Genomic DNA, 23,278 nt, shown 5'->3' on the forward strand with positions numbered 1-23,278 from the left:
GCGCCCTCGCTTGGAGCAACCATGTCGCTAAGCTACTTCCTCAAACGGATCGGACTGAGCGTTTACACGCTTCTCGTCGTGTCAATCCTTGTCTTCGTCATTACGCAGGTGTTGCCCGCCGATCCTGCGGTGATGATGCTGGGTGAGAATGCCACACCTGATGCGCTGCAGGCGTTGCGAGATCAGTTGGGCCTCGATGCCCCGCTCTGGCAGCAATACCTGCACTGGTTCACCGGAGCGATCCGCGGTGACTTCGGTGAGTCGATGCGCACCGGGCAATCCGTCGCGCCGGTGATGGTGGAGGCGTTGGGGCGTTCGCTGACCCTGGCCTTCCTGTCGATCAGCTTCATGCTGATGATCGCCGTCCCGCTGGGCATCATCGCGGCCGTGCGCCGCGGCAAGATTGCCGACGTACTTGTGAGCGTCGTGTCGTACGTCGGCGTGTCGCTTCCAGAGTTCGTGACGGCGACGCTGCTGGTGCTGCTCTTCGCCGACTTCTGGCAGATCCTTCCCGCGACCGGCTACATCCCGCTTTCGGAGAGCTTTTCCGGCGGACTTCGGCATCTGGCGCTGCCTGTGATCACGGTCTCGGTCATCTTGATTGCGCACGTGTCGCGGATGGTCCGCTCCGAGCTGGTTGATGTGCTGCACATGGACTACATCCGGTCGGCCCGTCTCAAGGGCCTGTCGAAACATGCGGTCCTCTTCAAGCACGGCTTGCGCAACTCGCTTCTACCCACGATCACGATCGTTGCCCTTGATGTGGGTTACCTCCTGGGTGGTGTCATCGTCGTTGAAGAAATATTTGCCCTCCCTGGCATCGGACGCCAACTGATCGTTGCCATCCAGAACCGTGATCTGCCCGCCATCCAGGCCGGCGCCCTCATCATGGCCGCGACCTATTGCGTCGTGAACTTCGTCGCTGATATGGCCTACGCGGCGCTCGACAAGAGGATTCAATATGAGTGATATCGCCACACCGCTCCAGAGCGAAAAGCGCAGCGCCGCGTCGGCTTCGGCGGGAAAGCTCGGATCCAACCATTTCTTCGCGCGCCTCATGCGCTCGCCGCAAGGCAAGCTGGGGATGCTGATCATCGGGATCGTCATGGTGATGGTGCTATTCGGCCCCTATCTGGCGCCTCACAGTCCCGACGACATGGCGCCGTTGTCGCGCTACAAGGGACCCAGCGCAGCAAACTGGCTAGGCACCGACCAGTATGGACGGGATCTGCTGAGCCGGATTCTCTACGGCGCTCGCTCCACGGTCGTTCTGGCGTTCATGGCTACTGCCATCGGCAGCTTGATCGGCGCCTTCATCGGAACCTTGTGCGCCTTCCTCGGCGGTCGATTCGACGAGATCGTGATGCGTACGATCGACGCTGTCATGGCCATCCCGAGCCTGCTGTTCGCGCTACTCATCGTCAACCTGATGGGCAAGGGCGAGATCAACGCAGTGCTGGCCATTGCCGTCGCGTTCGTGCCGAGCATGACCCGCGTCACGCGCTCCGTGGCGCTGGCGATCCGCAAGCAAGACTTCGTCAGTGCCGCGATTGCACGCGGCGAATCAAGCCTGTACGTCGTACTGTGCGAGATGCTGCCGAACGTCGTGGCGCCCGTCGTGGTCGAGATGACGATCCGCGTGGCCTTCGCGGTCATGCTTTTCGCGACGTTGAGCTTCCTCGGCTTAGGCGCACAACCTCCCGCGTCCGAGTGGGGCCTGATGGCCGCCGAGGCTCGCAAGTTCATGCACTTGAGCCCTTGGATGATCCTCTGGCCGAGCGCCGCCGTGGCGATGGTCGCCATCGGCTTCAACCTTCTGGGCGACGGTCTTCGTGATGCCCTCAACCCCAAAACCTGAGGCCTGTCATGGATCACGTCCTTGAAGTCAAAGGCTACTCGCTCGACTACGCGACGCCGAACGGTCGCTTCCATGCACTGACCAATCTCAACCTGACGATCGATCGCGGCGAAGTGCTCGGCCTGGTTGGCGAGTCCGGCTCCGGAAAGACCTCGCTCGCCTGGTCGATCATGCGCTACCTCGCGGGTAACGCCATCGAGACGAGCGGGAGCATCAAGCTGGTCGGCGAAGACCTGTTGAAGGTCGCTCCGAAGCAAATCGATTCCATTCGCGGGCGCCGCATCAGCATGGTGTTCCAGGATCCGAGTACCTCTCTGAATCCAACCCTGTCGCTCGGGGAGCAGCTGACGGAAGTGCTGGTCCGGCATCGCAACCTGACCCGCAAGCAGGCAGCCATGGAGGGCATTGCCATGCTCGACCGCGTCGGCCTCAAGGACCCAGCGGGGATGATGCGCCGTTACCCACACGAAGCGTCCGGTGGGGAAAAGCAGCGCGTCGTGATCGCCACAGCCTTCGCTTGCAGGCCGGAATGCATCATCTTCGACGAGCCGACCACCGCATTGGATGTCATCACTGGACGGCAGATCCTTGATCTTTTCGCCGAGCTCCAGGCCGAGACGCACGTGGCCTCGCTGTACATCTCGCACGACCTTGCACTGGTTTCCCAGGTGGCCGACCGGGTGGCAGTGATCCACAAGGGCGTCATCGTCGAACAAGGCGACGTGGAGCAGGTGTTCACCCATCCCGCCGATCCCTATACGAAGCGGCTGATCGGCGCCGTGCCCCGGCCCGATCACCGTCTCGTCGACGCCCCCGCGAAGACAAACGGCCAAGCGTTGGTCGAAGCCAAAACGCTGAGCGTGACCTACGGCGGCGTTTCGGCATTCGCCAGGTTGCTCGGCAAGCGCAAAGCCAGCATCGTCGGCAACCGTGCTATCAGCATTGCCATCAAGCCCGGTGAGATTCTCGGCGTGGTGGGTGAGTCCGGTTCTGGCAAGTCGACGCTGGCCAAGGCCCTGACCGGTCTCAATCCCTTCGAGGGCCAGCTCTTCTTTGCAGGCAAACAGATCGACGGCGCGAAGGACATGGGGAAGCACTACCGGCGGGATGTGCAGATGATCTTCCAGCACCCCGACGCCTCGCTCAATCCGCGCCAACGCGTCCGTGACATCCTGTCGCGCCCGTTGAAGCTGTACACCGACACGCCGTCAGGCCAATACACACAGATCATCGGCGACCTCCTGGAACAGGTACGCCTGCCGCGTGAGTACATGAACCGCTTCCCGCATCAGCTCTCGGGCGGTGAGAAGCAACGGGTCGCCATTGCCCGCGCATTTGCCTCCCGTCCCAAGCTGGTTATTTGCGACGAGATTACGTCGGCACTCGACGTTTCCGTTCAGGCGTCGGTTGTCGAGCTTCTCATCGAGTTGCAAAAGCAGTTCGGCACCGCCTACCTGTTCATCACGCATGACCTGAACCTCGTGCGCCAGATTGCCCATCGCATCGCCGTCATGTACCGGGGCGACCTGGTCGATCTCCTCGAAACCGCCGAGGTGGATTCTCCATCGCGGCATGCCTACACGCGCTCCTTGCTCGACGCTGTACCCACTCCGGTTGGCGACTACGCCAGCCTTGCTCTTGAATTGGAAGTTGCCCCATGAATGTTGATCAGTTGCTGGACCGCGTTGACGAGTCCGCTGCCCTCGAGTTTCTCTCCAAGATGGTGCAGCACAAGAGCTATCCCGAAACCGATGATGAGCGCGTGCTAGCGAGATACATGGTCGAGCAGATGCGTGCCATCGGCTTGGAGGCGGCGCTCACCCCTGTCAACGAGACCCGCGTGAACGCAATCGGAACCTGGAAGGGCACCGGCGGCGGAAAGAGCCTGCTTTTCAACGGTCATCTCGACACGAACCCCGTCTCGGAGGGGTGGACGGTCGATCCATGGGCCGGCAAGGTGGACGACAAGTTCATCTATGGCATCGGTGTGTCGAACATGAAGGCCGGCGATGCTGCGTACTTCTGCGCGGTGAAGACGCTGATCGATGCAGGCGTCAGGGTCAAGGGCGATGTCGTGCTCACCTTCGTGGTCGGCGAGCTCCAGGGCGGCGTCGGGACACTGGCGGCCATTCAGCAGGGCCTAAGTGCAGACTACTTCATCAACAGCGAGCCGACCGACCTGTCCGCGGTAACGATGCACGCAGCTTCGCTGTCGTACACGATCGAGTTGACGGGTGTGACTCGCCATCTGTCCAAGCGCGAGGAAGCAGTGGATGCCATTGCAGCAGCGTGCGTGCTGATCCCGCGAATCAATGCCATGACCTTCAGCAACGCAAAGAGCGAGGAGCATCGATCTATCAACCGCGGCCATGTCGGTATCGTCAATGGCGCACTGGGCAAGGACTTGCACGGATGGCGTCCGCCGCAGGTGTCGGACTTTGTTCGCTTGCGTGGCGTGTGTCGCTACGCACCGGGCCAGACCGAAGCCGATGCCTTGGGTGACCTGCGGCGATTGCTGGACACGCTCGAAAAAGAACACCCTGGCCTGAAAGCCACCGTCGTCGCCGAGAAGCACACGGGACGCCCGACCATGCCGCCCTTCGAGGTCGACAAGAACTCTCGCATCGTCAAGGTTGTCAACGAAGCGTTCAGGAAAGTGCGCGGCATGGAGCAACCGACTGGCGCCATCAAGCCCGCTGGCTTCTTCGGGACTGACGCGGGTCATTTGTATGCGGCAGCCGGAATGGAAGGCGTGGTCTGCGGTCCCGGCGGCCGCTATAACACGATGCCTGACGAACGTGTCGACATCGCCGATTACCTGGACATGATCCGAATCTACATGATCGCAATCCTCGAGATCTGCGGAACCGAGTAATTCACGATTTCCGATCGATCCCGATGACTTCACCGGAAAAAAGCTCTCCAAGGCGGAATCGCGACCAAAAAATAGCAGTTCTGGATTGACCGCGGAGGCACCCAAACAGGCCCCACGCCCGAGTCGGCCCCCGAGGGGCTAGGCCATCGACCGGGCACAAACGTGCGACCTATTCCTGGCAAAATATAAACATTACAGTTGAGCCACCGGACGGGAACAGATGCTCGAAGTCGAAGAACGATCCGCGCAGGCGGCAGGCGACAACTCGCCTGTGCAGCGCATCACTGAACTGTCGAGTTCGCCGCTGCACGAAGTCGTCAAGCGCCAGATTTCCGAGGCCATCGACCTGGGGGCTTGGCCACCAGGTCATGTGTTGCCCAGCGAGATCTCGCTGGCCAACACCATGGGTGTCGCAGTCGGAACGGTGAGGCGCGCTCTGCTCGATCTCGCAGCAGAGGGTCTGTTGAGCCGTCGACGCAAGACGGGAACGGTCGTTACCGGGCGCACTGCTCATCGAGGACTGAGGTACTTCTTCAAGTACTTCCGACTGCACAGACGAGACGGCTCGCTGGTCCATTCCGAAGCTCGGGTGCTTGCTGTAGTGCGTGAAAAGGCGAACTCCGTGGTGCAGGAAAAGCTTGGACTCGACGCCGGTGCGGACGTTATTCGACTCGAGCGTCTTCGCTTGGTGAACGCGCAACCGGTAATGCTCGACACTTTCATTCTGGCGGCTGAACGCGTGCCGGATTTTCCCCTTAAAAACGAAGACGTTCCTCAACTCGTCTATACCTTTCTTGTCGAGCGGTATGGGATCAAAATTTCGGCAGTGAGAGAAGAGCTCAGCGCCGAACTCGCCTCGGCTGACGATGCTCGGCTTCTTGGTATACAGACACCTGCTGCCATCATGATGATCGAGGAAGTTGCTTTCGATCAGTCCAACGTTCCCACTATCGTCGGCGTGCGGCGTGCGTTAACCAAGGACCACGTCTACATCAACGAAGTGCGTTAGGTACCATGCGCGACTTGCATCGTTGCACCTCTTCGCGCTTGGCGCCGGGCAGAGCGCTCTCTGTTGATCGCCGCCGAAAATTGACTCCCCAGGGGTCAGAGATCGGCGGAATCCAACAATCGTGAGGATCCTTGGCTGACATCTCAAGCGTACGCCCAACCACGCCTCAAGGTCTGTGATGGCGCCTCGCCAAATTGCCGTCGGTACGCCCCGGCAAAGTCGCCGACATGGGCGAAGCCGTACTCGAGAGCGATGTCGGCCACGCGAATTCCGCCGCGGCTCGGTTTCTGCAGCGCGCCCCGCACGGCTTCCATCCGCCTTTCCCGTAGCCAGGTCATCGGGCCTGCGCCGTGGCAAGCCTGAAAGGCGGCGAACAGCGTGCGGCGAGACACGCCGCATTCGATGCAAAGGTCGTTCACCGAGACGTGGGCTCGCAGCCGCCGCAGCATGAACTCCTCGGCCTGCCTGACGATCCGCGGCGAGGCCATGCAGGTTGCACCTGCGTCGAGCGTGGACTGCTGGTTGTGGGCATGCTGGGTCAGCAGAAGCGATGCCAATGCGTCTGCCAGCGATGCTTGTGCGAATTGACGCGCCTTGCCGGCTGGCGCGAGCGCCGACGCCATACCGGCAAGGGCGACGATGCCGTGCCACGCCTGGGTCAGCTGCGGGCGCGCGGACAGGGAGATTTCGAAGATTAAAGGTGCTATCAGCGGTCGGCCGGTCAGCCCCTGCCAAGCATCCGCAATCAATGAGCTATCAACGCGGATCAGCAGTTGGTCATATCCCTCATGCACTTCCATCGAGAAGGTGCGAACTGGACTGAAGACGCCTGGACTCTGTGCAACCAGTTGGTGCAATTCGTCGCCCTGGCGTACTTGCGCTGCTCCTCGAGTCGGCAGGCTGATCAGGTAGTAGCCCTGCAAGGCCTCCGATACAGGTTGGAGCGAAACACGCGCGCCCCAGCGTGTGCGATTGAATGACACCGGCCCCATGGGAACGCAATCGAGCGTGCCATGGAACACGTCGTCACGCCGCAGCCGCTGAAGCCGGCATTCACCAAAGAAGGGCGCGGTTTGTTGGGGTGATTCATCAACATCATGGCTGTCCGCCACACGGAGTCCGCACAGGCTTGTGCCCCCATGATCGAACTCGATGGGAGGGAAGGGTGTTATGGAGTTCACTGGAAACGACGATGATCCGGCAGTAGTCGACTCACAAGAGGGAAAATCCCGGGTCGACGATTTGCACGCAAACCGCCGAATTGCACTGAGGCAGTAGGGCCAATGCCGCACACCACCGATGCTCCGGAACCAAATCCCACGGAGACATCGCGATGCTTCCTTCTCGACGCGCCATCATCTCTTCAGCCCTTGCGGTCTCGGGCGCGGCCCTGGCCGGGTGCGGGGGAACGCAGGCAGCACCGACGCCAGCACTCTTGCCCAAAAGCCCATACCTGCTGGTTCACGGGGCTTGGCATGGCACCTGGTGCTGGGGCAAGATCAGCCCAATGCTGGCCGCCGCCGGCCACCTCGTGCTGGCGATCGACTTGCCGGGGCATGGCCTGAATGCGGCATTCCCGGCGGCGTTCGACGTTCAGCCCCGGACGGCGGCACTGGCGACTGAACGCTCACCGATCGCGGGTATCACGTTGGCCGACTACGCTCGGGCCGTGGCCGATGCTGTCGAATCCCTGCTCGCCGCCGGCTTCCCGGCGCCGATCGTCGTGGGCCACAGCATGGGCGGCGGTGCAATCCATGCTGCTGCTGAACTGCTGGGCCCCGGCAAGATTGCGCGCCTGGTCTACCTCGCGGCATTCATGCCCAAGGACGGCCAGCCGATGGTGGAATTTCCCCCTGATGAACAGGCACCGCCATCGCTTTTGACACCGCTGCTGCGCAGCGACCCTGGTGTTACCGGCGCCCTGCGACTCGACCCCGCATCCACGGACGAGAGTTATCGCGCGGGACTTATCAATATGCTTTACGGGAAAGTGGACGCCGTAACAGCGCGCGCCGCTCTCAATCTGCTGTCGCCGGATATTCCGATCGGTGCGATGGTCACGCCAATTGCCACGTCGGTGCAGCGCTGGGGAGCCATCCCGCGTACTTATATCCGGACCAGCGCGGACAACACCATCCCGCCGGCGATGCAGGACCTGATGGTGGCGCAGGCAGACGCCGCCACGCCTGCCAACAAGACGCAGGTGCTGCAACTGGACTCGGATCACAGCCCGTTCCTGTCGATGCCGCAGCAGTTGGTTCGAGCGCTGCTCTCGCTGGCTTGAAGCGGTGGCGCAAACGATGCTCCAGGGCCGAATGCATCTCCCAATCATCAATGCCTACAATGGGATGTCGACCGTCATCCAGATGGTCGGATTGCATGGGGGCATTTGCCTTGGGACATTCGCAGGCCGAAAAAGCGCAAAGTCGAGAGCGGATCCTGAAGGAGGCCGCCGACCAGATTCGAGACGGCGGACTCGAGTCGGTGAGCGTGGGCAAGCTCATGAAGAGCGTGAACCTCACGCATGGCGGCTTCTACGGCCATTTTGCATCTCGTGCGGACTTGCTCGCCCAGGCGCTCAGGCGCGCCCTGGTTGATGGTGTGCGTCGGTCGGCGGTCAGGCAGAAATCAGCGCGTCCGCTCGGCTTCGCGGGCTTCGTTAGCGACTATCTGAGCACCAGGCATCGGGACTCCCGCAGCACTGGGTGCGCAGTCTCGGCGTTGATCTCCGATGTCGGACGCGCCGACGACCAGTCCAAGTCGATCATGGCAGGCTCGATCGAGGACTATATTGCCGCCGCTCGGCGCCACCTTGGCGACGACGACGATTCCAGAGCGATGTTGGCCGTCAGCGCCATGGTGGGTGCTCTGGCCCTGTCGCGGGCGATGACAGACTCCGCCCGTTCGGACGACCTGCTCCGCAGCGTGCGCGAGCAACTGGTAACGGTCAACGAGCCCAATGAGCGGGCGCTCTCAGGCAACCAGGACGAAACCTGAGTCGCAGCCTTGGCCTTTCGCCGTGCTGCGTTCCCTTGGCGCGCTCAGCAACTGCGGAACATGTCATGTCCTCGCGCCCTACGGCGAGCGCTGGCGGGCTCTCGCCGCAGGTGACGCAATTCAAACTGCGTGAGTGCTGAGTGCGAGGTGCTGAGTGCGCGGTGCTGACCGGCACGCTTGTCCAGCTTACATAGCGCTTCCCTGTACGGTCGACGCTCCAGCAACGCGCCCAGCTGGGACCGTGCGTTCGCATCCTGCTGGATGAATCCCGTCTCCGGGTAAACCAGTGCAGTTGAAACATCTTCTGGCGAACCAATGCGACAGACAGGATGATGGTTGTCATGCAGAATGGGGCGTGAAACAGTGGACGGTGTCGGCATTCGCCGACCCCACAGCCCGCTGGACGAACAAACTGCGCCGCCTGCTTGACGGCGCACCATGGAGTCAGCGCAATGGCCGAAGTGCGGATCTTTTCCTACTTGCCCAATCCTCGCGTGTGGAAGGCAGTCATCGCCGCGCGCATCGGCGGCGTCGAGTTGGAGGTGCGGGGCGCCGCGGGCGCCGAACTCGTAGACTGGCTCTGGGACTTCGACGCCCGTCCTTTGAGCGAAGTGTCCGCCGAGGAACGCGCCGCCGCTGAGCGCGTGGGCCGCATCGGGTTCAAGGGCCGCAAGCTCTACAAGACCGACGCCTTTCTTGCAGCTCAGCCGTTCGGAACGGTGCCCGCGGCTTTCAGCGGGGACGGCCAGGTCGGCATCTTTGAATCCAACAGCATCATGCGTGCAGTCGCCCGCCAAGCGGAGCGCAGCGGGCTATATGGCCACGATCCGTTCGAGGCCTCGCGAATCGACAGCTTTCTGGATGTCAGCTTGGTGTTTGGTCGCGACGCTCAGATTTACCTCCTCGCCCTGCAAGGTTCTGAGCTGGCGCCGGACGTCCACGCTCGCGCCGACGAGGAATTCACGACCTACATGGCCGGAATCGACCGGGCCTTGGAGCCGGCCCGCCATACGCTTGTCGGCGAGGAGGTGAGTTTGGCCGACATCTGCTTCGCCTGTGAACTCGCCCTTTTCCACAATGAACTGGGCCGTAGCGAAGCGCTGATTGCGCTCGGCAAGGCGCCGTTCCTGGACAACGCCCGTGAGCGGTTCCCACGGGCCATGGCGCACTTCGACCGCCTTGCGAACGATCCGGCCTTCGCGCCGGAGTTCGGCCCCTATCTCGCAAAGTTCACAACCGACCGCGGAGTCGGCCGCGAACGATCAACAGCATTCACAACAACGGACTCTCAAAGGAACTTCCAATGAAAACGATTGACTTCTACTTCGACTATCGCAGCCCCTACAGCTTCCTTGCACTGTCTCAGGTCCGGAAGATGGATGTCGAGATCGCCTTCCATCCATTCGAGATTGGGGCGCTGATGAGAGCGGTGGGGAACGTGCCGACGAGTATCACCTGCGCACCCAAAGGGCGCTACGTGATGACCGACATGGGCCGATGGGCTGCCCACTATGGGGTTCCACTCAACCGGCATCCCCAGGGCTCGGAGATCGACGCCAGCCGCCTGTTGCGCGCCACGCTCGTGGCCGGACAAATGGGCGCGATGCTCGCGGCGGTGCACGCGATCTTCAACGCGTTCTGGGCGACTCCGGCGCCGCTGGCGACAGCGGCCGAGGTCGCAGCCCTGCTGGGTGCCGTGGGGTTCGACGCTGAGGCGCTTGAAACGCAGATGGACTCGCCGGCCGCGCAGGCCCTCCTGGACGAGGCAACCGCCGGAGCGGCATCGCGCGGCGTGTTTGGCGCGCCGACCCTGTTCGTCGGAGACGACATGTTCTTCGGCAATGACCGCCTGCACTTCGTGCAAGCTCGCCTGGAGCAGGCCGCATGAGGCCGCTTGTCATCATCACCGGCGTAGGGCCGGGCACTGGCTCGGCAATGGTCCGGCGGTTCCACGATGGCGGCTACCAAGTGGCCATGCTCGCGCGCACGGTCGAGCGCTTGACCGATCTCGAGAGCGAACTCCCAAACGCCTTTGCGGTCCCCTGCGATGTGGCCGACCCTGCTGCGCTCGCGGCCGCCCTCAAGAGCATCGAACAACGTGCCGGCGTCCCCAAGGTGGTGATTCACAACGCCGTGGGTGGGGCCTTCGGCAACTTCCTCGACATCGAGCCGCAAGTCCTCCAGCAGAATTTCCAGATCAACGTCATGGCCCTGCTGCACCTGGCCCGGTGGGCGGCGCCGCGGATGGAGGCAGCAGGGGGGGGCGCCTTGCTGGTCACAGGCAACACCTCGGCCGTTCGTGGCAAGGCCGCTTTTGCCGGCTTTGCGCCGAGCAAGGCGGCGCAGCGCATTCTGGCCGAGTCCATCGCCCGCGAGATGGGGCCCCGGGGCGTGCACGTGTCCTTCATGATGATTGACGCGGTCATCGACGTACCTTGGGCCCGCGCGCGGATGGCGGACAAGCCGGATGAGTTTTTCATCAAGCCATCCGACATCGCCGAAGAGGTCTGGCACGTCACCCACCAGCCGCGTTCGGCCTGGTCGTTCCTGACCGAAGTGCGGCCGTACCGCGAATCTTGGTGATCGGAGGCGTTCAGCTTCCACGAACCCGACTTCGTCCAACTCACGAGACACCCCCATGCCGCTGCAACTCCGCTCCATCGTCCGCACCGGCGGCGAGCTTGAACTCTCGCTCGCCGAGGTGCCGATGCCCGAACCGAAAGTCGACGAGGTGCTCGTGCGCATCGACGCGGCCCCGATGAATCCATCGGACCTGATGGTGCTATTCGGCATGGCCGACATGTCGACCGCGAAGGCCTCCGGCACGGCCGACCGGCCGATCGTCACCGCCACCGTGCCGCCGCGCATGCTGCCGGCCGTGGCGGCCCGTCTGAACGAGTCGGTGCCGGTCGGCTACGAAGGCGCCGGCGTCGTGGTCGGCGCCGGGCGTTCACCGGCCGCGCAGGCCTTGCTCGGCAAGACTGTGGGCGTGATCGGCGGCGCGATGTATTCGCAGTACTGCGCGGTCAACGTCGCGCAGTGCCTGCCGCTGCCCGAGGGCACGACAGCCGCCGAGGGTGCCTCATGGTTCGTCAATCCGGTCACCTCCCTCGGCATGATCGAGACGATGAAGCGGGAAGGCCACACCGCGCTGGTCCACACCGCGGCGGCGTCGAACCTGGGGCAGATGCTCAACAAGGTCTGCCTGAAAGACGGGATCGGCCTCGTCAACATCGTGCGCAAGCCCGAGCACGAGACGCTGCTGCGCGAACTCGGCGCGAAGCATGTCTGCAACAGCACGTCGCCGACCTTGATGGATGACCTGACGAACGCGCTGGCCGAGACCGGCGCAACGCTGGCCTTCGACGCCATCGGCGGCGGCAAGCTGGCCGGCCAGATCCTCATGGCGATGGAAGCCGCCGCGAACCGCGGCGCGAAGGAATACAACCGCTACGGCTCGACCGTGCACAAGCAGGTCTACATCTACGGCAGCCTGGATCGGGGGGCGACGGAATTCACCCGCGGCTTCGGCATGACGTGGGGCATGGGCGGCTGGTTGCTGTTCCCGTTCCTGCAGAAGGTCGGTGCGGACACGGTCGAGCGGCTGAAGCAACGCGTGGCATCCGAACTCAAGACAACCTTTGCAAGCCACTACACGCGCGAGGTGTCGATGGCTGAAGCGCTGCAGCTCGACGCCATCGCGGTTTACGGCAAGGCGGCAACAGGCGAGAAATACCTGGTCAACCCGAACAAGGATCTGGGCTGACCAAGACTGCAACCATCTGGTGCCAGCAGCCGGAGGCTTGGAGCGTGATTCCGAGCCACCGCAGGAACTGCAGGCTGTCCATGGCAGGGGGAAGAAGGGCAAAGAAAAGGCCGCAAGCGCGGGTCAACAACAGCCCCGAGCATGAATGGCGGCGAGCGGCGAGCGGCGAGGCGGCCGCTGAGTGATGCGGACGAGCGTGATAGGTTCTCAGCCGCCGAACTCGTCACCCAGTTCGGTGGCGCGCTGTTCCGCCGCTCGCATCGCCGCAATGAAATGAGCCGCCACACCGCTGGCGTGCATGCTTTCCAACGCCGCATGGGTGGTGCCGCCTTTGCTGGTGACGCGCTCGCGCAGCACGCCCGACGGCTCGCTGGAATGCGCGGCAAGGTGCGATGCGCCGACGAAGGTCGCGACAGCCAACTGGTACGCCTGATCGGAAGACAGGCCCATGTCCGCACCTGCTTGCGCCATGGCTTCCAGAAAGTAGAAGACATACGCCGGACCGGAGCCAGACAGCGCGGTGACCGCGTCCAGATGCGCTTCACGCTGCACCCACAAGAACTGGCCGGTGGCGCCGATGACCTGCTCGACAAGCAGCTTCTGCACATCGCTCACACCCGCACGGGCAAAGAGCCCGGTCATGCCCGACCCGACCAGGGCGGGCGTGTTCGGCATCGCTCGCACGATGTGCTCTGTGCCCAGCCACTGCGCCATGCTGCCGGTTCGGATGCCTGCGGCCACGCTCAGGTGCAGGGCATGCGGGGTGTACGGCGCAACCGCAGTTGCAGCGTCATGGAACGCTTGTGGCTTGATGGCCCAGACCACCATGGCAACGCCGTCCAGCGCGCTGCTGGCCGATGCCAGCAGCCGTACGTCGAACTGCTCGCGCAATCGCTGGCGTGCTGCTTCGAAGGGCTCGACCACCGTGATGCGTTCGGCGGGGATGCCCTGTCGGACCAATCCGCCGACGATGGCGCTGCACATGTTGCCGCCGCCGATGAAGGCGATGGAAGGGAAGGAGCCGGGGCTGGCTCGTGAAGAGGGGGTCGTCATGGGTGGCAGGCAGGCTGCGTGATGGGGGTGGCGCGGTCCCAAGGCCTTTCGGCTCCGGGACTCGCCCCAGCGCGGCGGATGGCTTTCTATCGTCCTCTGAAGACCGGTGCCCGCTTCTGCGCGAAGGCTTGCGCCGCCTCGCGGAAATCTTCACTGCGGTCGGCGCGCAGGACCATGGCGTCGAGGCGCTCGCGCTCCTGGTCGACCCGGCCGGCCAGCACGGCGTTGAGCTGCGCCTTGGAGCCCGCGATGGACAGCGGCGCGGCCCGGGCCATGCCCGCACCGAAGGCGAAAGCGGCCTGCGTCACGTCGCCCTCGGCGAGCGCGTCGAGGTAGCCGACACGGTGCGATTCGGCGGCGTCGTACAGCGCGGCCTCGTACACCCAGCGCCGCGCATTCGACGCGCCGATCAGCCACGACAGTCGCTGCAGCTGGATGGTGGGATACACCAGGCCGAGCTTGGCCACGGGCACGCCCACGCGCGCCGTGGCGTCGCCCACGCGGAAGTCGCAGCACATGGCCAGGCTGCAGCCCCCGCCCACGCACACGCCGGAGATCGCTGCGATGACCGGCTTGGGCGCCGACTGCACCGCGGCGTAGCACGCCTGAATGCGCGCGCGCCAGACGTCTTTCTCCGCCTCGTCGGTGACGGCCGAGAAGGCCACCACATCGTCGCCCGCGCAGAAGTGCCCGCCCGCGCCGGTGAGCACGATGAGCTTGACCGCCGGATCGGCGCCCAACGTCTCGAAGGCGTTTTTCAGGTCGGTCCAGGCCGCGAAGTCGCAGGCGTTGCGTCGCAGCGGCCGGGAGATGGTGACGAGGGCGTGGCCCTCGCCGCGATGTTCGACGTGGATGTCGGAGGAAGAAGAGGAAGGAGAAGGCATGCTGTCAATCCACCTTGATGGAACTGTCTTTGATCGCCTTGCCCCACTTGGTGAGCTCCTGGCCCAGACGCTGCGTGGCCTCCTCGGGTGTGGAACCGGCGCGCTCGATGCCCAGAACCTGAAAGCGCGCCTGCACGTCGGGCATCTGCAGGATCTTGGCGATTTCCTGGTTCAGGCGCTGAACGACGGGTCGGGGCGTGGCTGCCGGGGCAAGGATGGCGTAGGTGGAACCGGCCTCGAAACCGGGGTAGCCGGCTTCGCGCGCCGTGGGCACGTCGCGCAGCGCGCCGATGCGCTCGGGCGTTGCCACGGCCAGGGCGCGCAGCTTGCCGCTCTTCAGGTTGGCCACGGCGGTGGGCACGGTGGCGAACATCAGGCTCAGTTGGCCGGCCATCAGGTCGGTGATGGCGAGCGCCGCGCCGCGGTAGGGAATATGGACCATGCTCACGCCCGCCTGTTGCTTGAACATCTCGCCCGCCACATGCTCGATGGAGCCGTTGCCGGCCGAGCCGTAGTCCAGGCCGCCGGGTTTGGCCTTGGCCGCTTTCACCAGGTCGGCCACCGAACGGGCGGGCAGCGCATCGTTGACCACGAGCACCAGTGGCAGGTAGCCCACGACCGAGACGCCTGCGAAGTCCTTGTCGAGCTGGTAGCCCGCCGTGGCGGGGTAGAGCAGCGAGTTCATCGCATAGGTGGTGACGGGCGCCATCAGCAGCGTGTGGCCGTCCGGCTGAGCCTTGGCCACGAACTGGGCGCCGATGTTGCCCGAGGCCCCCGCCTTGTTGTCCACCACGACGGGTTTTCCCAGCGCCTCGCCGAGCTTCTGCGACAGCAGGCGCGCCACGGCGTCCACCGCGCCACCGGCCGAGTAGCCCACGACCATCGTCACCTGGCGGGCCGGGTAGTCCTGCGCGGAGGCCGACACGCCGGCCAGGGCCACCGCGCAGGCGGCGATGCAGGGCTTGATGTACTTCTTCATCGTCATCAGGGTTGTCATGGTCAGCTCCGGGGTTGCTCGGCGTCCCATGCGCCGGAGAGATTGCGGGGCAGCTCGTTCTTGCGGATGCGCTGCGTCGGGGTCTTGGGAAACTCTTCGATGAAGGCGATGAAGCGGGGCACCTGAAAGGCCGGCATGCGCGGCTTGCACCAGTCCACCAGCGTTTGCGGCGCAAGCTGCGCGCCCTCGGCCAGCCGCACGAAGACCTTCAGCTCTTCATCGCCCAACTCGCTTGGCACGCCGACCACCGCGCACTCGGCGATGGCGGCGTGCTCGCCAATCACGCGCTCGACTTCCCATGCCGAGATGTTGATGCCGCGTCGGCGCACCGTGTCCTTCTTGCGGCCGGCGAAGTAGTAGTAGCCGTCACTGTCGCGCCGTGCCAGGTCGCCACTGCAGAACCACTCGCCACGCTGCGCGGCCTGCGTGGCCTGCTCGTTGCGGAAGTAGCCCAGGAACTGAAGCCCCGGTACGCGCGAGCGCACGCAGATTTCGCCGGGCTGGCCGACGGGGACCTCGTTGCCGGCTTCATCGGTGAGCTGGAGTTCGAAGTACGACAGCGGCTGGCCAATCGAAAATTTCGGTCCCTGCGGGTTCACCGTCACGAAAGTGATCATTTCCGACAGGCCATAGCCCTCGCGAATCTCCACACCGAAGCGCTCGGCGAACACGTCCCAGACTTCGGGCGGGCAGCCGCCACCCCAGGCGATCTGCACCTGGTGATCGCGGTCGTCGTCCCTGGGCGGTTGTTTGAGCAGCATGGGCAGCACGCCGCCCAGGTAGTGAACGTGCGTGACGCCGTGCTGGCGGCACTGGTCCCAGAACCGCGAGGCGCTGAACTTCTCGACCATGGCCAGCGTCAGCTTCTGCAGGATGGCGGCAATGCACACCGCCACGCCCGCGCCGTGGTGCAGCGACTCCCACAGCAGGAACACATCGCCCGGCTGCGCGCCAGTGAGGCGCAGCGTGCCCATGGGGCCCGCGCGCAGCGTGCGGTCCGACTTGTTCACGCCCTTGGGAGCGCCGGTGGTGCCCGAGCTGGGGGTGAGGGCGATGATGTCGTCCGGCCCCGGCTCCACCGAGGGCGGCGAGCTGTCGGCGTGCGCCAGCAGGGCGGCGAAGTCGTCTGCCGCGCCGCCGTGCCACAGCGTCATCTCGACCGCGTCCGCGGGCAGTGCCTCTGCCAGCACGTCGGCGTGCGCAGCGTCGGCGATCAGCGCACGCGGCGCGAAGGCTTCGAACGGATAGGCAAGCGACGCGCCCTTGAAGCCGGTGTTGACCGGCACCCGAACCAGTCCGACCTTGGCGAGCGCCAGAATCGCCACCAGATGGTCCGGGTGGCTGGGCAGCATCAGCGCCACGCGGTCGCCGGGCACCAGGCCCCGGGCCAGCAGGGCGTTGGCCACGCGGTTGACCTGGGCGTCTATCTCGCCGAACGTGTGGTCGCGGTCCTGGAACTTCAGCAACACGTGGCCCGGATCTTCCAGGACCCTGCGGTCCATGATGCGGCGCAGCGTCTCGTCGCCCACGGGCGGCATCTCGATCATCGCTGGGCTCCTTCCAGCGCGTGGCCGCGCGCAGCCATGAAGGCTTCCATCTTGCGCGCCGGTTCGCCGGACGCATAAGACTCTCGGTGCGCGCGAATCGCCGCGTTGATGGTCTCGCGGAAGCCCGCCTCGGTCATGTCAGCGAACCACGCGCGGTCGAGGCGCATGGCCAACGGCGCCTTGGCCGCAAGTTGCCCGGCAATCTCCAGCGCCTTCGCCAGCACCTGCTCGCGCGGTACGAGGTGATGGATCAAGCCGATCTCGCGGCACTCCTGCGCGGGCATCATGCGGCCGCTCAGGGTCAGTTCGATGGTGCGTGACATGCCGAGGATCTCTTTCATGATCCATGGCCCCGTGATGCTGGCAATGCCCGAGTTGATCTCGGGCTGGCCCATCGTGACCTGGTCGTGGCCCACACGGATGTCGCACAGCAGCGCCACCTGGAAAGCCGACCCCGCGGCCACGCCATTGAGCGCGGCCACGATGGGCTTGGTCAGGCGTCGCAGCGTGCCGTAGAAGGTCTCCCACTCGCGGATCCATGCCTCCGCCCGGTCGGCATCGAAGTCGTGCGCTTCGGCGAAGTCCTGGCCCGCAGAGAAGGCGCGCTCGCCCGCGCCAGTCAACACCACGGCACCGATGGCTGCATCGGTGTCGAACGCACGAAGCGCGGCCACGATGGCGTCGCGCATGGGCTGGTCCCAAGCATTGAGCTTGGACGGTTTGTTGAGCGTGATCAGCCCCACGGGTCCGCGGTGCTCGATAAGGATGTCTGAAGATGTCATTGGATGGCTCGTCTGGATCGAAAGGTTGTTGCGTTTCACCGAAAGAATAGAAGCCGCATGACATATCGGCAAATGAGAGTTTTAGGTAGGCGCATATCCATTTGGATATGCTCTATCCTCCCAAGCAAGGAGCCAGGAACATGCGCTGGAAACTGATCGAAACCTTCCGGGCCGTGATGCTCACGCGGTCGATGACGCTGGCTGCGCATGAACTGCACACCTCCCAATCCAACGTGAGCCGGGCCATCGCACAACTGGAAGCAGCGGTTGGTTTCCGGCTGTTCGTGCGGCTCAGCGGTCGCCTGGCGCCCACGCCCGAGGCAGAGGCGTTCTTTCAGTCGGTGCAACGCTGGTTCCTCGGCATGGAGGCCCTGACCGACAGCGCCAAGCAGATTCGCGAAGTCGGCACAGGCACGCTGCGCATCGGTGCCGTTGCCTCGCTGGCGATGACCGTCATGCCAGAGGTCATGCGCGCATTTCGCCGCCGGTACCCGGACACGCCCGTCTCGATTCACACCGGCGACTCGCCTACCGTGGCGAAGTGGACGGCAAACCGCTACGTCGACCTCGGTTTGGTGACCAATTTGGACGATACGCCAGGCCTGCAGTCCACGCTGTGGGCAGAGGAAAACGGCGTGTGCATCGTTCCGTCAGGTCACCGGCTGGCGCGCAAGCGCGTGGTCTTGAGTTCGGATCTTGACGACGAGTCGTTCATCTCGCTCACCAGGGGTGACGGCACGCGCGTTCCGATCGACGCTGCGTTCAACCCAGATAGAAGACGTCAGACGATCGATGCCCCCTATTCAGCGGTCATCTGTCGCATGGTGAGCTTCGGACTGGGCGTGAGCGTGGTCAATCCACTGGTGGTGCGGCACCTGGACCTGGCTGGCGTCAAGGTTCTGCCTTTCAAGCCAGAAGTGAAATTTGCTCGCTACATCATCTCGGCGCAGCAGCAGGCGCAGTCCGCGTTGATGAGCGAATTCGTGGCGTGCTTGGACGGGATATAAGGCAACAATCGGGCCAGAAGGAGTCGCTGGAGTAGGCTCGTGCTCGTTCAAGCGCATTGCGCAAGTGCCCAGCCCATCTGCGCAAGCGGCCGCGCACCGGCGCTCGCTTGCTTTGCCTGTGCGCTCGATGCCGTCCCCGTCTCCACACGTTTGGCAATTCCTTGCAGGATGCCGGCGAGGCGGAACATGTTGTAGGCGAGATAGAAGTTCCAATCGGCCATCACTGCGTCGGGGTCGGCGCGGCCGGTCCGCTCGCAGTAGCGGCGCACATAGCTCTTCTCGTCGGGTATGCCGAGAGCGGCGAGGTCCAGGCCCCGAATACCGAGGGTAGGGCCCGGCTGGATGTGCCACGACATGCAGTGGTAGCTCAAGTCGGCCAGCGGATGGCCGATGGTCGAGAGCTCCCAATCGAGCACCGCGATCGCGCGGGGCTCGGTGGCGTGGAACATCAGATTGTCGAGCCGGTAGTCTCCATGCACGATCGACACCTGACTCTCGTCGCGCGCGCTGGCCGGTATGTGCGCAGGGAGCCACTCCATCAACTTGTCCATCTCGGGAATCGGCTGCGTGATCGAAGCCTGGTACTGCTTCGTCCAGCGGCCAATCTGGCGCTCGAAATAGTTGCCCGGCTTGCCATAGTTCTGGAGACCCGCTGCCTTGACGTCGACGTTGTGCAGCGCGGCAATCACGCGGTTCATCTCGTCGTAGATTCGGCTGCGTCGCGTGCTGTCGGCATCGGGGATCGATTGGTCCCACATCACGCGGCCCGACATGTACTCCATCACGTAGAAGGCGCAGCCGATCACGGATTCATCTTCGCACAGCAGGTACATGTCCGGGACCGGCACGTCGGTTGCGCGCAGCGCCCGCATCACGGTGAATTCACGATCGATCGCATGCGCCGAGGCCAGCAGCTTCGCCGCCGGGCCGGGCTTGCAGCGCATCACGTAAGAGCGCTCCGGCGTGTTGAGCTTGTAGGTTGGGTTCGATTGCCCGCCCTTGAACTGCTCGACCGTGACCGGCCCCTGAAAGCCGTCGACCCGCGCCTCGAGATACGCCCGCAGGGCGGCCACGTCGAACGGATGAGACCCGGAGATGGGACTGGTGCCGGTTTGAGCTTCTGTCATGACTATGGTTTCGTGTTGCCGTTCAATCGGGTAGGTGCCGGGCAGTGGCTTGCCGGAAAGCAGTTCAGCCTTAGGTCGTCTGAAGGTAGACGCCCGGCTCGGCCGACAAGCCCTGTTTGACCTGCCGGGTGATCTCGTCGGCCAGCACCTCCTCGGCCCCGGCTTGGCGGGCGTCGAGGCTGCGGCGCACCACCTCGTCCGGGCTGGACTTGGGCTGATCATTGCCGCGCGCCATGTCGGTATCGACGAACCCCATGTGCAGGCCCAGCACTTGGGTGCCCTGGGCGCGCAACTCGTGGCGCAGACTGTTGGTCAGAGACCAGGCGGCCGATTTGGTGGCGGCGTAGGTTGCGAGACGGGGCGCAGTGATCCAGCTCGCGAGCGACAGGACGTTCAGGATCGCACCGCCGCCGTGGCCGGCGAGCACCGGCGCGAAGGCAAGCGCCATGCGCAGCGGTCCGAAAAAATTGGTCTCGAACTGGGCGCGAGCGGCCTCGACGCTACCCTCGCCAAGGAAGCCGCCGAGCGTCGCGATACCGGCGTTGTTGATCAGCAGCGTGACGTCGCCGCAATGGCGTGCCGCCGCGGCAATGTCATCGGGCCGAGTGACGTCGAGGCGGATCGGTTCAACGCCGCCCAAAGTGACGCTGGCCGGGTCGCGCGCTCCCGCGTAGACCTTGCGCGCGCCGCGGGCCAGAGCAGCGCGGGCGAAAGCGAGACCGATGCCGCGGTTAGCACCGGTGATGAGGACGGTGGCGTTGTCGAGTTTCATGGTCGGGTCCTTCGAGGAAGTGGAAGAGGCTGGGGTGCAGCGGTGAAGCGCCGCGTGAATACGACGTTCGTAAGCTTCGTCGCTAGATCTGCGCAATGCCACCGTCGACGAATAGCTCGATGCCGGTGACGAAGCTCGAGGCGTCCGAAGCCAGGAAGACTGCGGCCTTGCCGATTTCATCGGGTTCTCCAACCCGGCCCATCGGGATCTGGCCTGCAAAACCGTCGAGCAGTCCCTGCTGATGTTCGTCCGGCACCAGTCCCACCAGTCCAGGCGTCTTCGTCGGTCCGGGACTGAGGACATTGATGCGGATGTTGCGACCTTTGAGATCCAGAATCCAGCTACGAGCGAAGTTCCGAATTGCCGCCTTGGAGGCGCTGTAGACACTGAATGCAGGTACGCCATGTATCGAACTGGTCGAACCAACCAGGATGACTGTCGCGCCATCCGCCAACAGGGGAAGTGCCTTTTGAACTGTGAAGAGCACCCCCTTCACGTTGGTGCTGAACGTCTGGTCAAACAACTCTTCCGTGATCGCGCCAAGCGGAGCCATGCTGCCGCCTCCCGCATTCGCGACCAAGACGTCGATGCGTCCATGGTGTTGCTTGACGGTCTGGAAGAGGGCGTCGAGATCCTGCAGACTGGAGACATCCGCGCGAATGGCGGAGGCTTGATCCCCGACGTCAGCGACCGCGACGTCAAGTTCTTTCTGGCGCCGGCCGGTGATTACGACGTTCGCGCCTTCGGCTGCAAACCGTTTGGCAATGGCCAAACCGATGCCGGTGCTTGCGCCGGTCACGACAGCGACTTTGCCTTGGAGGGAGAGGGTCATTGATGGGCCTTTGGAATGGTCAGACATGGGGATGCACGGCACGGGGCTTTACTCAACAGCCTTCCCCATGTCCTCAACGACCTTCTTGGCATCCCCAAAGACCATCATGGTCTTGTCCATGTAGAAGAGCTCGTTGTCCAGGCCGGCGTAACCCGCCGCCATGGAGCGCTTGTTCACGATCACTGTCTTGGCCTTGTAGGCTTCCAGGATGGGCATGCCGTAGATCGGGCTGCCCTTCTGCAGCGCCGCCGGGTTCACCACGTCGTTGGCGCCCAGGATGATCGCCACGTCGGCCTGGCCGAACTCGCCGTTGATGTCTTCCATCTCGAACACCTGGTCGTAGGGCACCTCGGCCTCGGCCAGCAGCACATTCATGTGGCCCGGCATGCGCCCGGCCACCGGGTGGATCGCGTACTTCACGGTGATGCCCTTGTGCGTGAGCTTCTCGGCGAGTTCCTTCACCGCATGCTGGGCGCGCGCCACCGCCAGGCCGTAGCCCGGCACGATCACTACCGTCTCGGCGTTGCCCAGCACGAAGGCCGCGTCGTCGGCGCTGCCGCTCTTGACCGGCCGCTGCTCCTTGGCGCCGCCGGCGGCGCTGACCGCCTCGCCGCCGAAGCCGCCCAGGATCACGTTGAAGAACGAGCGGTTCATGGCCTTGCACATGATGTAGCTCAGGATCGCACCCGACGAGCCCACCAGCGAGCCGGCCACGATCAGCATCGCGTTGTTCAAGGAGAAGCCGATGCCCGCGGCCGCCCAGCCCGAGTAGCTGTTGAGCATCGACACCACCACCGGCATGTCGGCGCCGCCGATCGGGATGATGATGAGCACGCCCATCACGAAGGCCAGCGCCAGCATCGCGAAGAAGGCCGGCCAGCTTTCGGTGGCCATGAACACCAGCCCCAGGCCGATCATCGCCAGGCCGAGCACGAGGTTCAGCATGTGCTGGCCCTTGAACTGCACCGGCGCACCCTGGAACAGGCGGAACTTGTAGGTGCCCGAGAGCTTGCCGAAGGCGATCACCGAGCCGCTGAAGGTGATGGCACCGATGGCCGCGCCCAGGAACAGCTCGAGCCGGTTGCCGGCGGGAATCGGCGCGCCCTTGGCGATGCCTTCGAGCATGGCCGCGGGTTCGACCACGGCCGCCACCGCGATGAACACCGCCGCCAGGCCGATCATGCTGTGGAAGAAGGCCACCAGCTCGGGCATCTTGGTCATCTCGACCGTCTTGGCGCGGTAGGCGCCGTAGCCGCCGCCGGCCGCCAGCCCCAGCAGCACCCAGGCCAGGCCCGTGAGCTGGCCGCCGGCCAGCTTGTAGATCAGCGCACCGGTGGTGACCACCGCGATGGCCATGCCGGCCATGCCGAAGAGGTTGCCGCGGATCGAGGTGGTGGGGTGCGACAGGCCCTTCAGGGCCTGGATGAAGCAGACGCTGGCAACCAGGTACAGCAGCGTGACGACGTTCATGCTCATTGCGAGGCTCCCGCTTCGGCCTTGGGTGCGGCCTTCTTTTCCTTCTTCTTGAACATCTCGAGCATGCGCCGCGTGACCAGGAAGCCGCCGAAGATGTTCACTGCCGCGAGCGCCACCGCGAGCACGCCCATGGTCTTGCCCAGCGGGGTTTCGGTGAGCGCGGCCGCCAGCATGGCGCCCACCACCACGATGGCCGAGATCGCGTTGGTCACGGCCATCAGCGGCGTGTGCAGCGCGGGCGTGACGGTCCACACCACGTGGTAGCCCACGTAGATGGCCAGCACGAAGATGATGAG

At 64.2% G+C, this 23,278-nt stretch carries 23 protein-coding genes; 12 read left to right on the forward strand and 11 right to left on the reverse strand.

All coding sequences use genetic code 11. The annotated features are described in order from the left end of the window. Positions 1-21 precede the first annotated feature (21 nt). The 5 genes from BMW87_RS33320 to BMW87_RS33340 all read left to right on the forward strand — a co-directional run bounded on the left by BMW87_RS33320 (position 22) and on the right by BMW87_RS33340 (position 5,742). Positions 22-969, forward strand: a complete 948-nt coding sequence (locus BMW87_RS33320; protein WP_093082579.1) for an ABC transporter permease — start codon at positions 22-24, stop codon at positions 967-969. Next, positions 962-1,858: an ABC transporter permease gene (locus BMW87_RS33325; RefSeq protein WP_093082582.1), complete on the forward strand. Its 897-nt coding sequence runs from the start codon at positions 962-964 to the stop codon at positions 1,856-1,858. The genes BMW87_RS33320 and BMW87_RS33325 overlap by 8 nt, the downstream gene beginning before the upstream one ends. A gap of 8 nt (positions 1,859-1,866) precedes the next feature. Next, complete coding sequence (locus BMW87_RS33330; protein ID WP_093082584.1) at positions 1,867-3,519, forward strand: dipeptide ABC transporter ATP-binding protein; 1,653 nt, start codon at positions 1,867-1,869, stop codon at positions 3,517-3,519. Next, positions 3,516-4,733: a M20 family metallopeptidase gene (locus BMW87_RS33335; protein WP_093082587.1), complete on the forward strand. Its 1,218-nt coding sequence runs from the start codon at positions 3,516-3,518 to the stop codon at positions 4,731-4,733. Before BMW87_RS33330 ends, BMW87_RS33335 begins: the two co-directional genes overlap by 4 nt. A 220-nt stretch (positions 4,734-4,953) precedes the next feature. After that, positions 4,954-5,742: a GntR family transcriptional regulator gene (locus tag BMW87_RS33340; RefSeq protein ID WP_093082589.1), complete on the forward strand. Its 789-nt coding sequence runs from the start codon at positions 4,954-4,956 to the stop codon at positions 5,740-5,742. Positions 5,743-5,885: 143 nt separating this feature from the next. Here the strand turns inward: BMW87_RS33340 and BMW87_RS33345 are convergent, their stop codons facing one another. Beyond that, positions 5,886-6,854, reverse strand: a complete 969-nt coding sequence (locus BMW87_RS33345) for an AraC family transcriptional regulator (protein ID WP_143062656.1) — start codon at positions 6,852-6,854, stop codon at positions 5,886-5,888. A gap of 221 nt (positions 6,855-7,075) precedes the next feature. Between BMW87_RS33345 and BMW87_RS33350 the strand changes: the two genes are divergently transcribed. From BMW87_RS33350 to BMW87_RS33375, 6 genes are all read left to right on the forward strand, one after another. Continuing rightward, positions 7,076-8,026 carry an alpha/beta fold hydrolase gene (locus BMW87_RS33350; protein WP_093082595.1) on the forward strand — a complete coding sequence of 317 codons (951 nt, stop codon included), beginning with the start codon at positions 7,076-7,078 and terminating at the stop codon, positions 8,024-8,026. A gap of 95 nt (positions 8,027-8,121) precedes the next feature. Further along, positions 8,122-8,739 (forward strand): TetR/AcrR family transcriptional regulator, encoded by a 618-nt coding sequence (locus BMW87_RS33355; RefSeq protein WP_093082597.1) that lies wholly within the window; start codon positions 8,122-8,124, stop codon positions 8,737-8,739. A 452-nt stretch (positions 8,740-9,191) separates the two neighbouring features. After that, positions 9,192-10,046 (forward strand): glutathione S-transferase family protein, encoded by an 855-nt coding sequence (locus BMW87_RS33360; protein ID WP_218149810.1) that lies wholly within the window; start codon positions 9,192-9,194, stop codon positions 10,044-10,046. Then, positions 10,043-10,627 carry a 2-hydroxychromene-2-carboxylate isomerase gene (locus BMW87_RS33365; RefSeq protein WP_093082600.1) on the forward strand — a complete coding sequence of 195 codons (585 nt, stop codon included), beginning with the start codon at positions 10,043-10,045 and terminating at the stop codon, positions 10,625-10,627. The genes BMW87_RS33360 and BMW87_RS33365 overlap by 4 nt, the downstream gene beginning before the upstream one ends. Then, entirely contained in the window at positions 10,624-11,322 is a 699-nt protein-coding gene (locus tag BMW87_RS33370) for an SDR family NAD(P)-dependent oxidoreductase (RefSeq protein ID WP_093082603.1), read from the forward strand. The genes BMW87_RS33365 and BMW87_RS33370 overlap by 4 nt, the downstream gene beginning before the upstream one ends. Before the next feature lie 55 nt (positions 11,323-11,377). Further along, positions 11,378-12,505: a zinc-binding dehydrogenase gene (locus BMW87_RS33375; RefSeq protein ID WP_093082606.1), complete on the forward strand. Its 1,128-nt coding sequence runs from the start codon at positions 11,378-11,380 to the stop codon at positions 12,503-12,505. Between the two features lie 207 nt (positions 12,506-12,712). Here BMW87_RS33375 and proC read toward each other — a convergent pair whose 3' ends face one another. The 5 genes from proC to BMW87_RS33400 form a co-directional block, all read right to left on the reverse strand. Next, entirely contained in the window at positions 12,713-13,558 is an 846-nt protein-coding gene (gene proC / locus BMW87_RS33380) for a pyrroline-5-carboxylate reductase (protein ID WP_093082608.1), read from the reverse strand. An 86-nt stretch (positions 13,559-13,644) separates the two neighbouring features. Then, entirely contained in the window at positions 13,645-14,442 is a 798-nt protein-coding gene (locus tag BMW87_RS33385; protein ID WP_093082611.1) for an enoyl-CoA hydratase/isomerase family protein, read from the reverse strand. A gap of 4 nt (positions 14,443-14,446) precedes the next feature. Further along, the gene (locus tag BMW87_RS33390; protein ID WP_256217019.1) at positions 14,447-15,439 is read right to left on the reverse strand and encodes a Bug family tripartite tricarboxylate transporter substrate binding protein; all 993 of its coding nucleotides are present in this window, start codon (positions 15,437-15,439) and stop codon (positions 14,447-14,449) included. Between the two features lie 2 nt (positions 15,440-15,441). Further along, entirely contained in the window at positions 15,442-16,986 is a 1,545-nt protein-coding gene (locus BMW87_RS33395; RefSeq protein WP_093082613.1) for an AMP-binding protein, read from the reverse strand. Beyond that, positions 16,983-17,768, reverse strand: coding sequence for an enoyl-CoA hydratase/isomerase family protein (locus tag BMW87_RS33400; protein ID WP_093082616.1), 786 nt, complete (start codon positions 17,766-17,768; stop codon positions 16,983-16,985). The genes BMW87_RS33395 and BMW87_RS33400 overlap by 4 nt, the downstream gene beginning before the upstream one ends. A 140-nt stretch (positions 17,769-17,908) precedes the next feature. Between BMW87_RS33400 and BMW87_RS33405 the strand changes: the two genes are divergently transcribed. Then, positions 17,909-18,775 carry a LysR family transcriptional regulator gene (locus BMW87_RS33405; RefSeq protein WP_093082619.1) on the forward strand — a complete coding sequence of 289 codons (867 nt, stop codon included), beginning with the start codon at positions 17,909-17,911 and terminating at the stop codon, positions 18,773-18,775. A gap of 47 nt (positions 18,776-18,822) precedes the next feature. Here the strand turns inward: BMW87_RS33405 and BMW87_RS33410 are convergent, their stop codons facing one another. From BMW87_RS33410 to BMW87_RS33430, 5 genes are all read right to left on the reverse strand, one after another. Then, positions 18,823-19,902, reverse strand: coding sequence for a phosphotransferase (locus BMW87_RS33410; RefSeq protein WP_093082621.1), 1,080 nt, complete (start codon positions 19,900-19,902; stop codon positions 18,823-18,825). Between the two features lie 70 nt (positions 19,903-19,972). Then, the gene (locus tag BMW87_RS33415; RefSeq protein ID WP_093082624.1) at positions 19,973-20,674 is read right to left on the reverse strand and encodes an SDR family oxidoreductase; all 702 of its coding nucleotides are present in this window, start codon (positions 20,672-20,674) and stop codon (positions 19,973-19,975) included. Positions 20,675-20,756: 82 nt separating this feature from the next. Beyond that, positions 20,757-21,506, reverse strand: coding sequence for an SDR family NAD(P)-dependent oxidoreductase (locus BMW87_RS33420; RefSeq protein WP_093082626.1), 750 nt, complete (start codon positions 21,504-21,506; stop codon positions 20,757-20,759). 48 nt (positions 21,507-21,554) lie between these two features. Beyond that, positions 21,555-22,982, reverse strand: a complete 1,428-nt coding sequence (locus BMW87_RS33425; protein WP_093082629.1) for an NAD(P)(+) transhydrogenase (Re/Si-specific) subunit beta — start codon at positions 22,980-22,982, stop codon at positions 21,555-21,557. Beyond that, on the reverse strand, positions 22,979-23,278 hold a 300-nt coding region (locus tag BMW87_RS33430), incomplete at its 5' end, for an NAD(P) transhydrogenase subunit alpha part 2 (protein WP_093082631.1). The genes BMW87_RS33430 and BMW87_RS33425, both read right to left, overlap by 4 nt.

Origin of the sequence: Variovorax sp. OV084, from assembly GCF_900111625.1 — a bacterium.
Taxonomy (GTDB): domain Bacteria; phylum Pseudomonadota; class Gammaproteobacteria; order Burkholderiales; family Burkholderiaceae_C; genus Variovorax.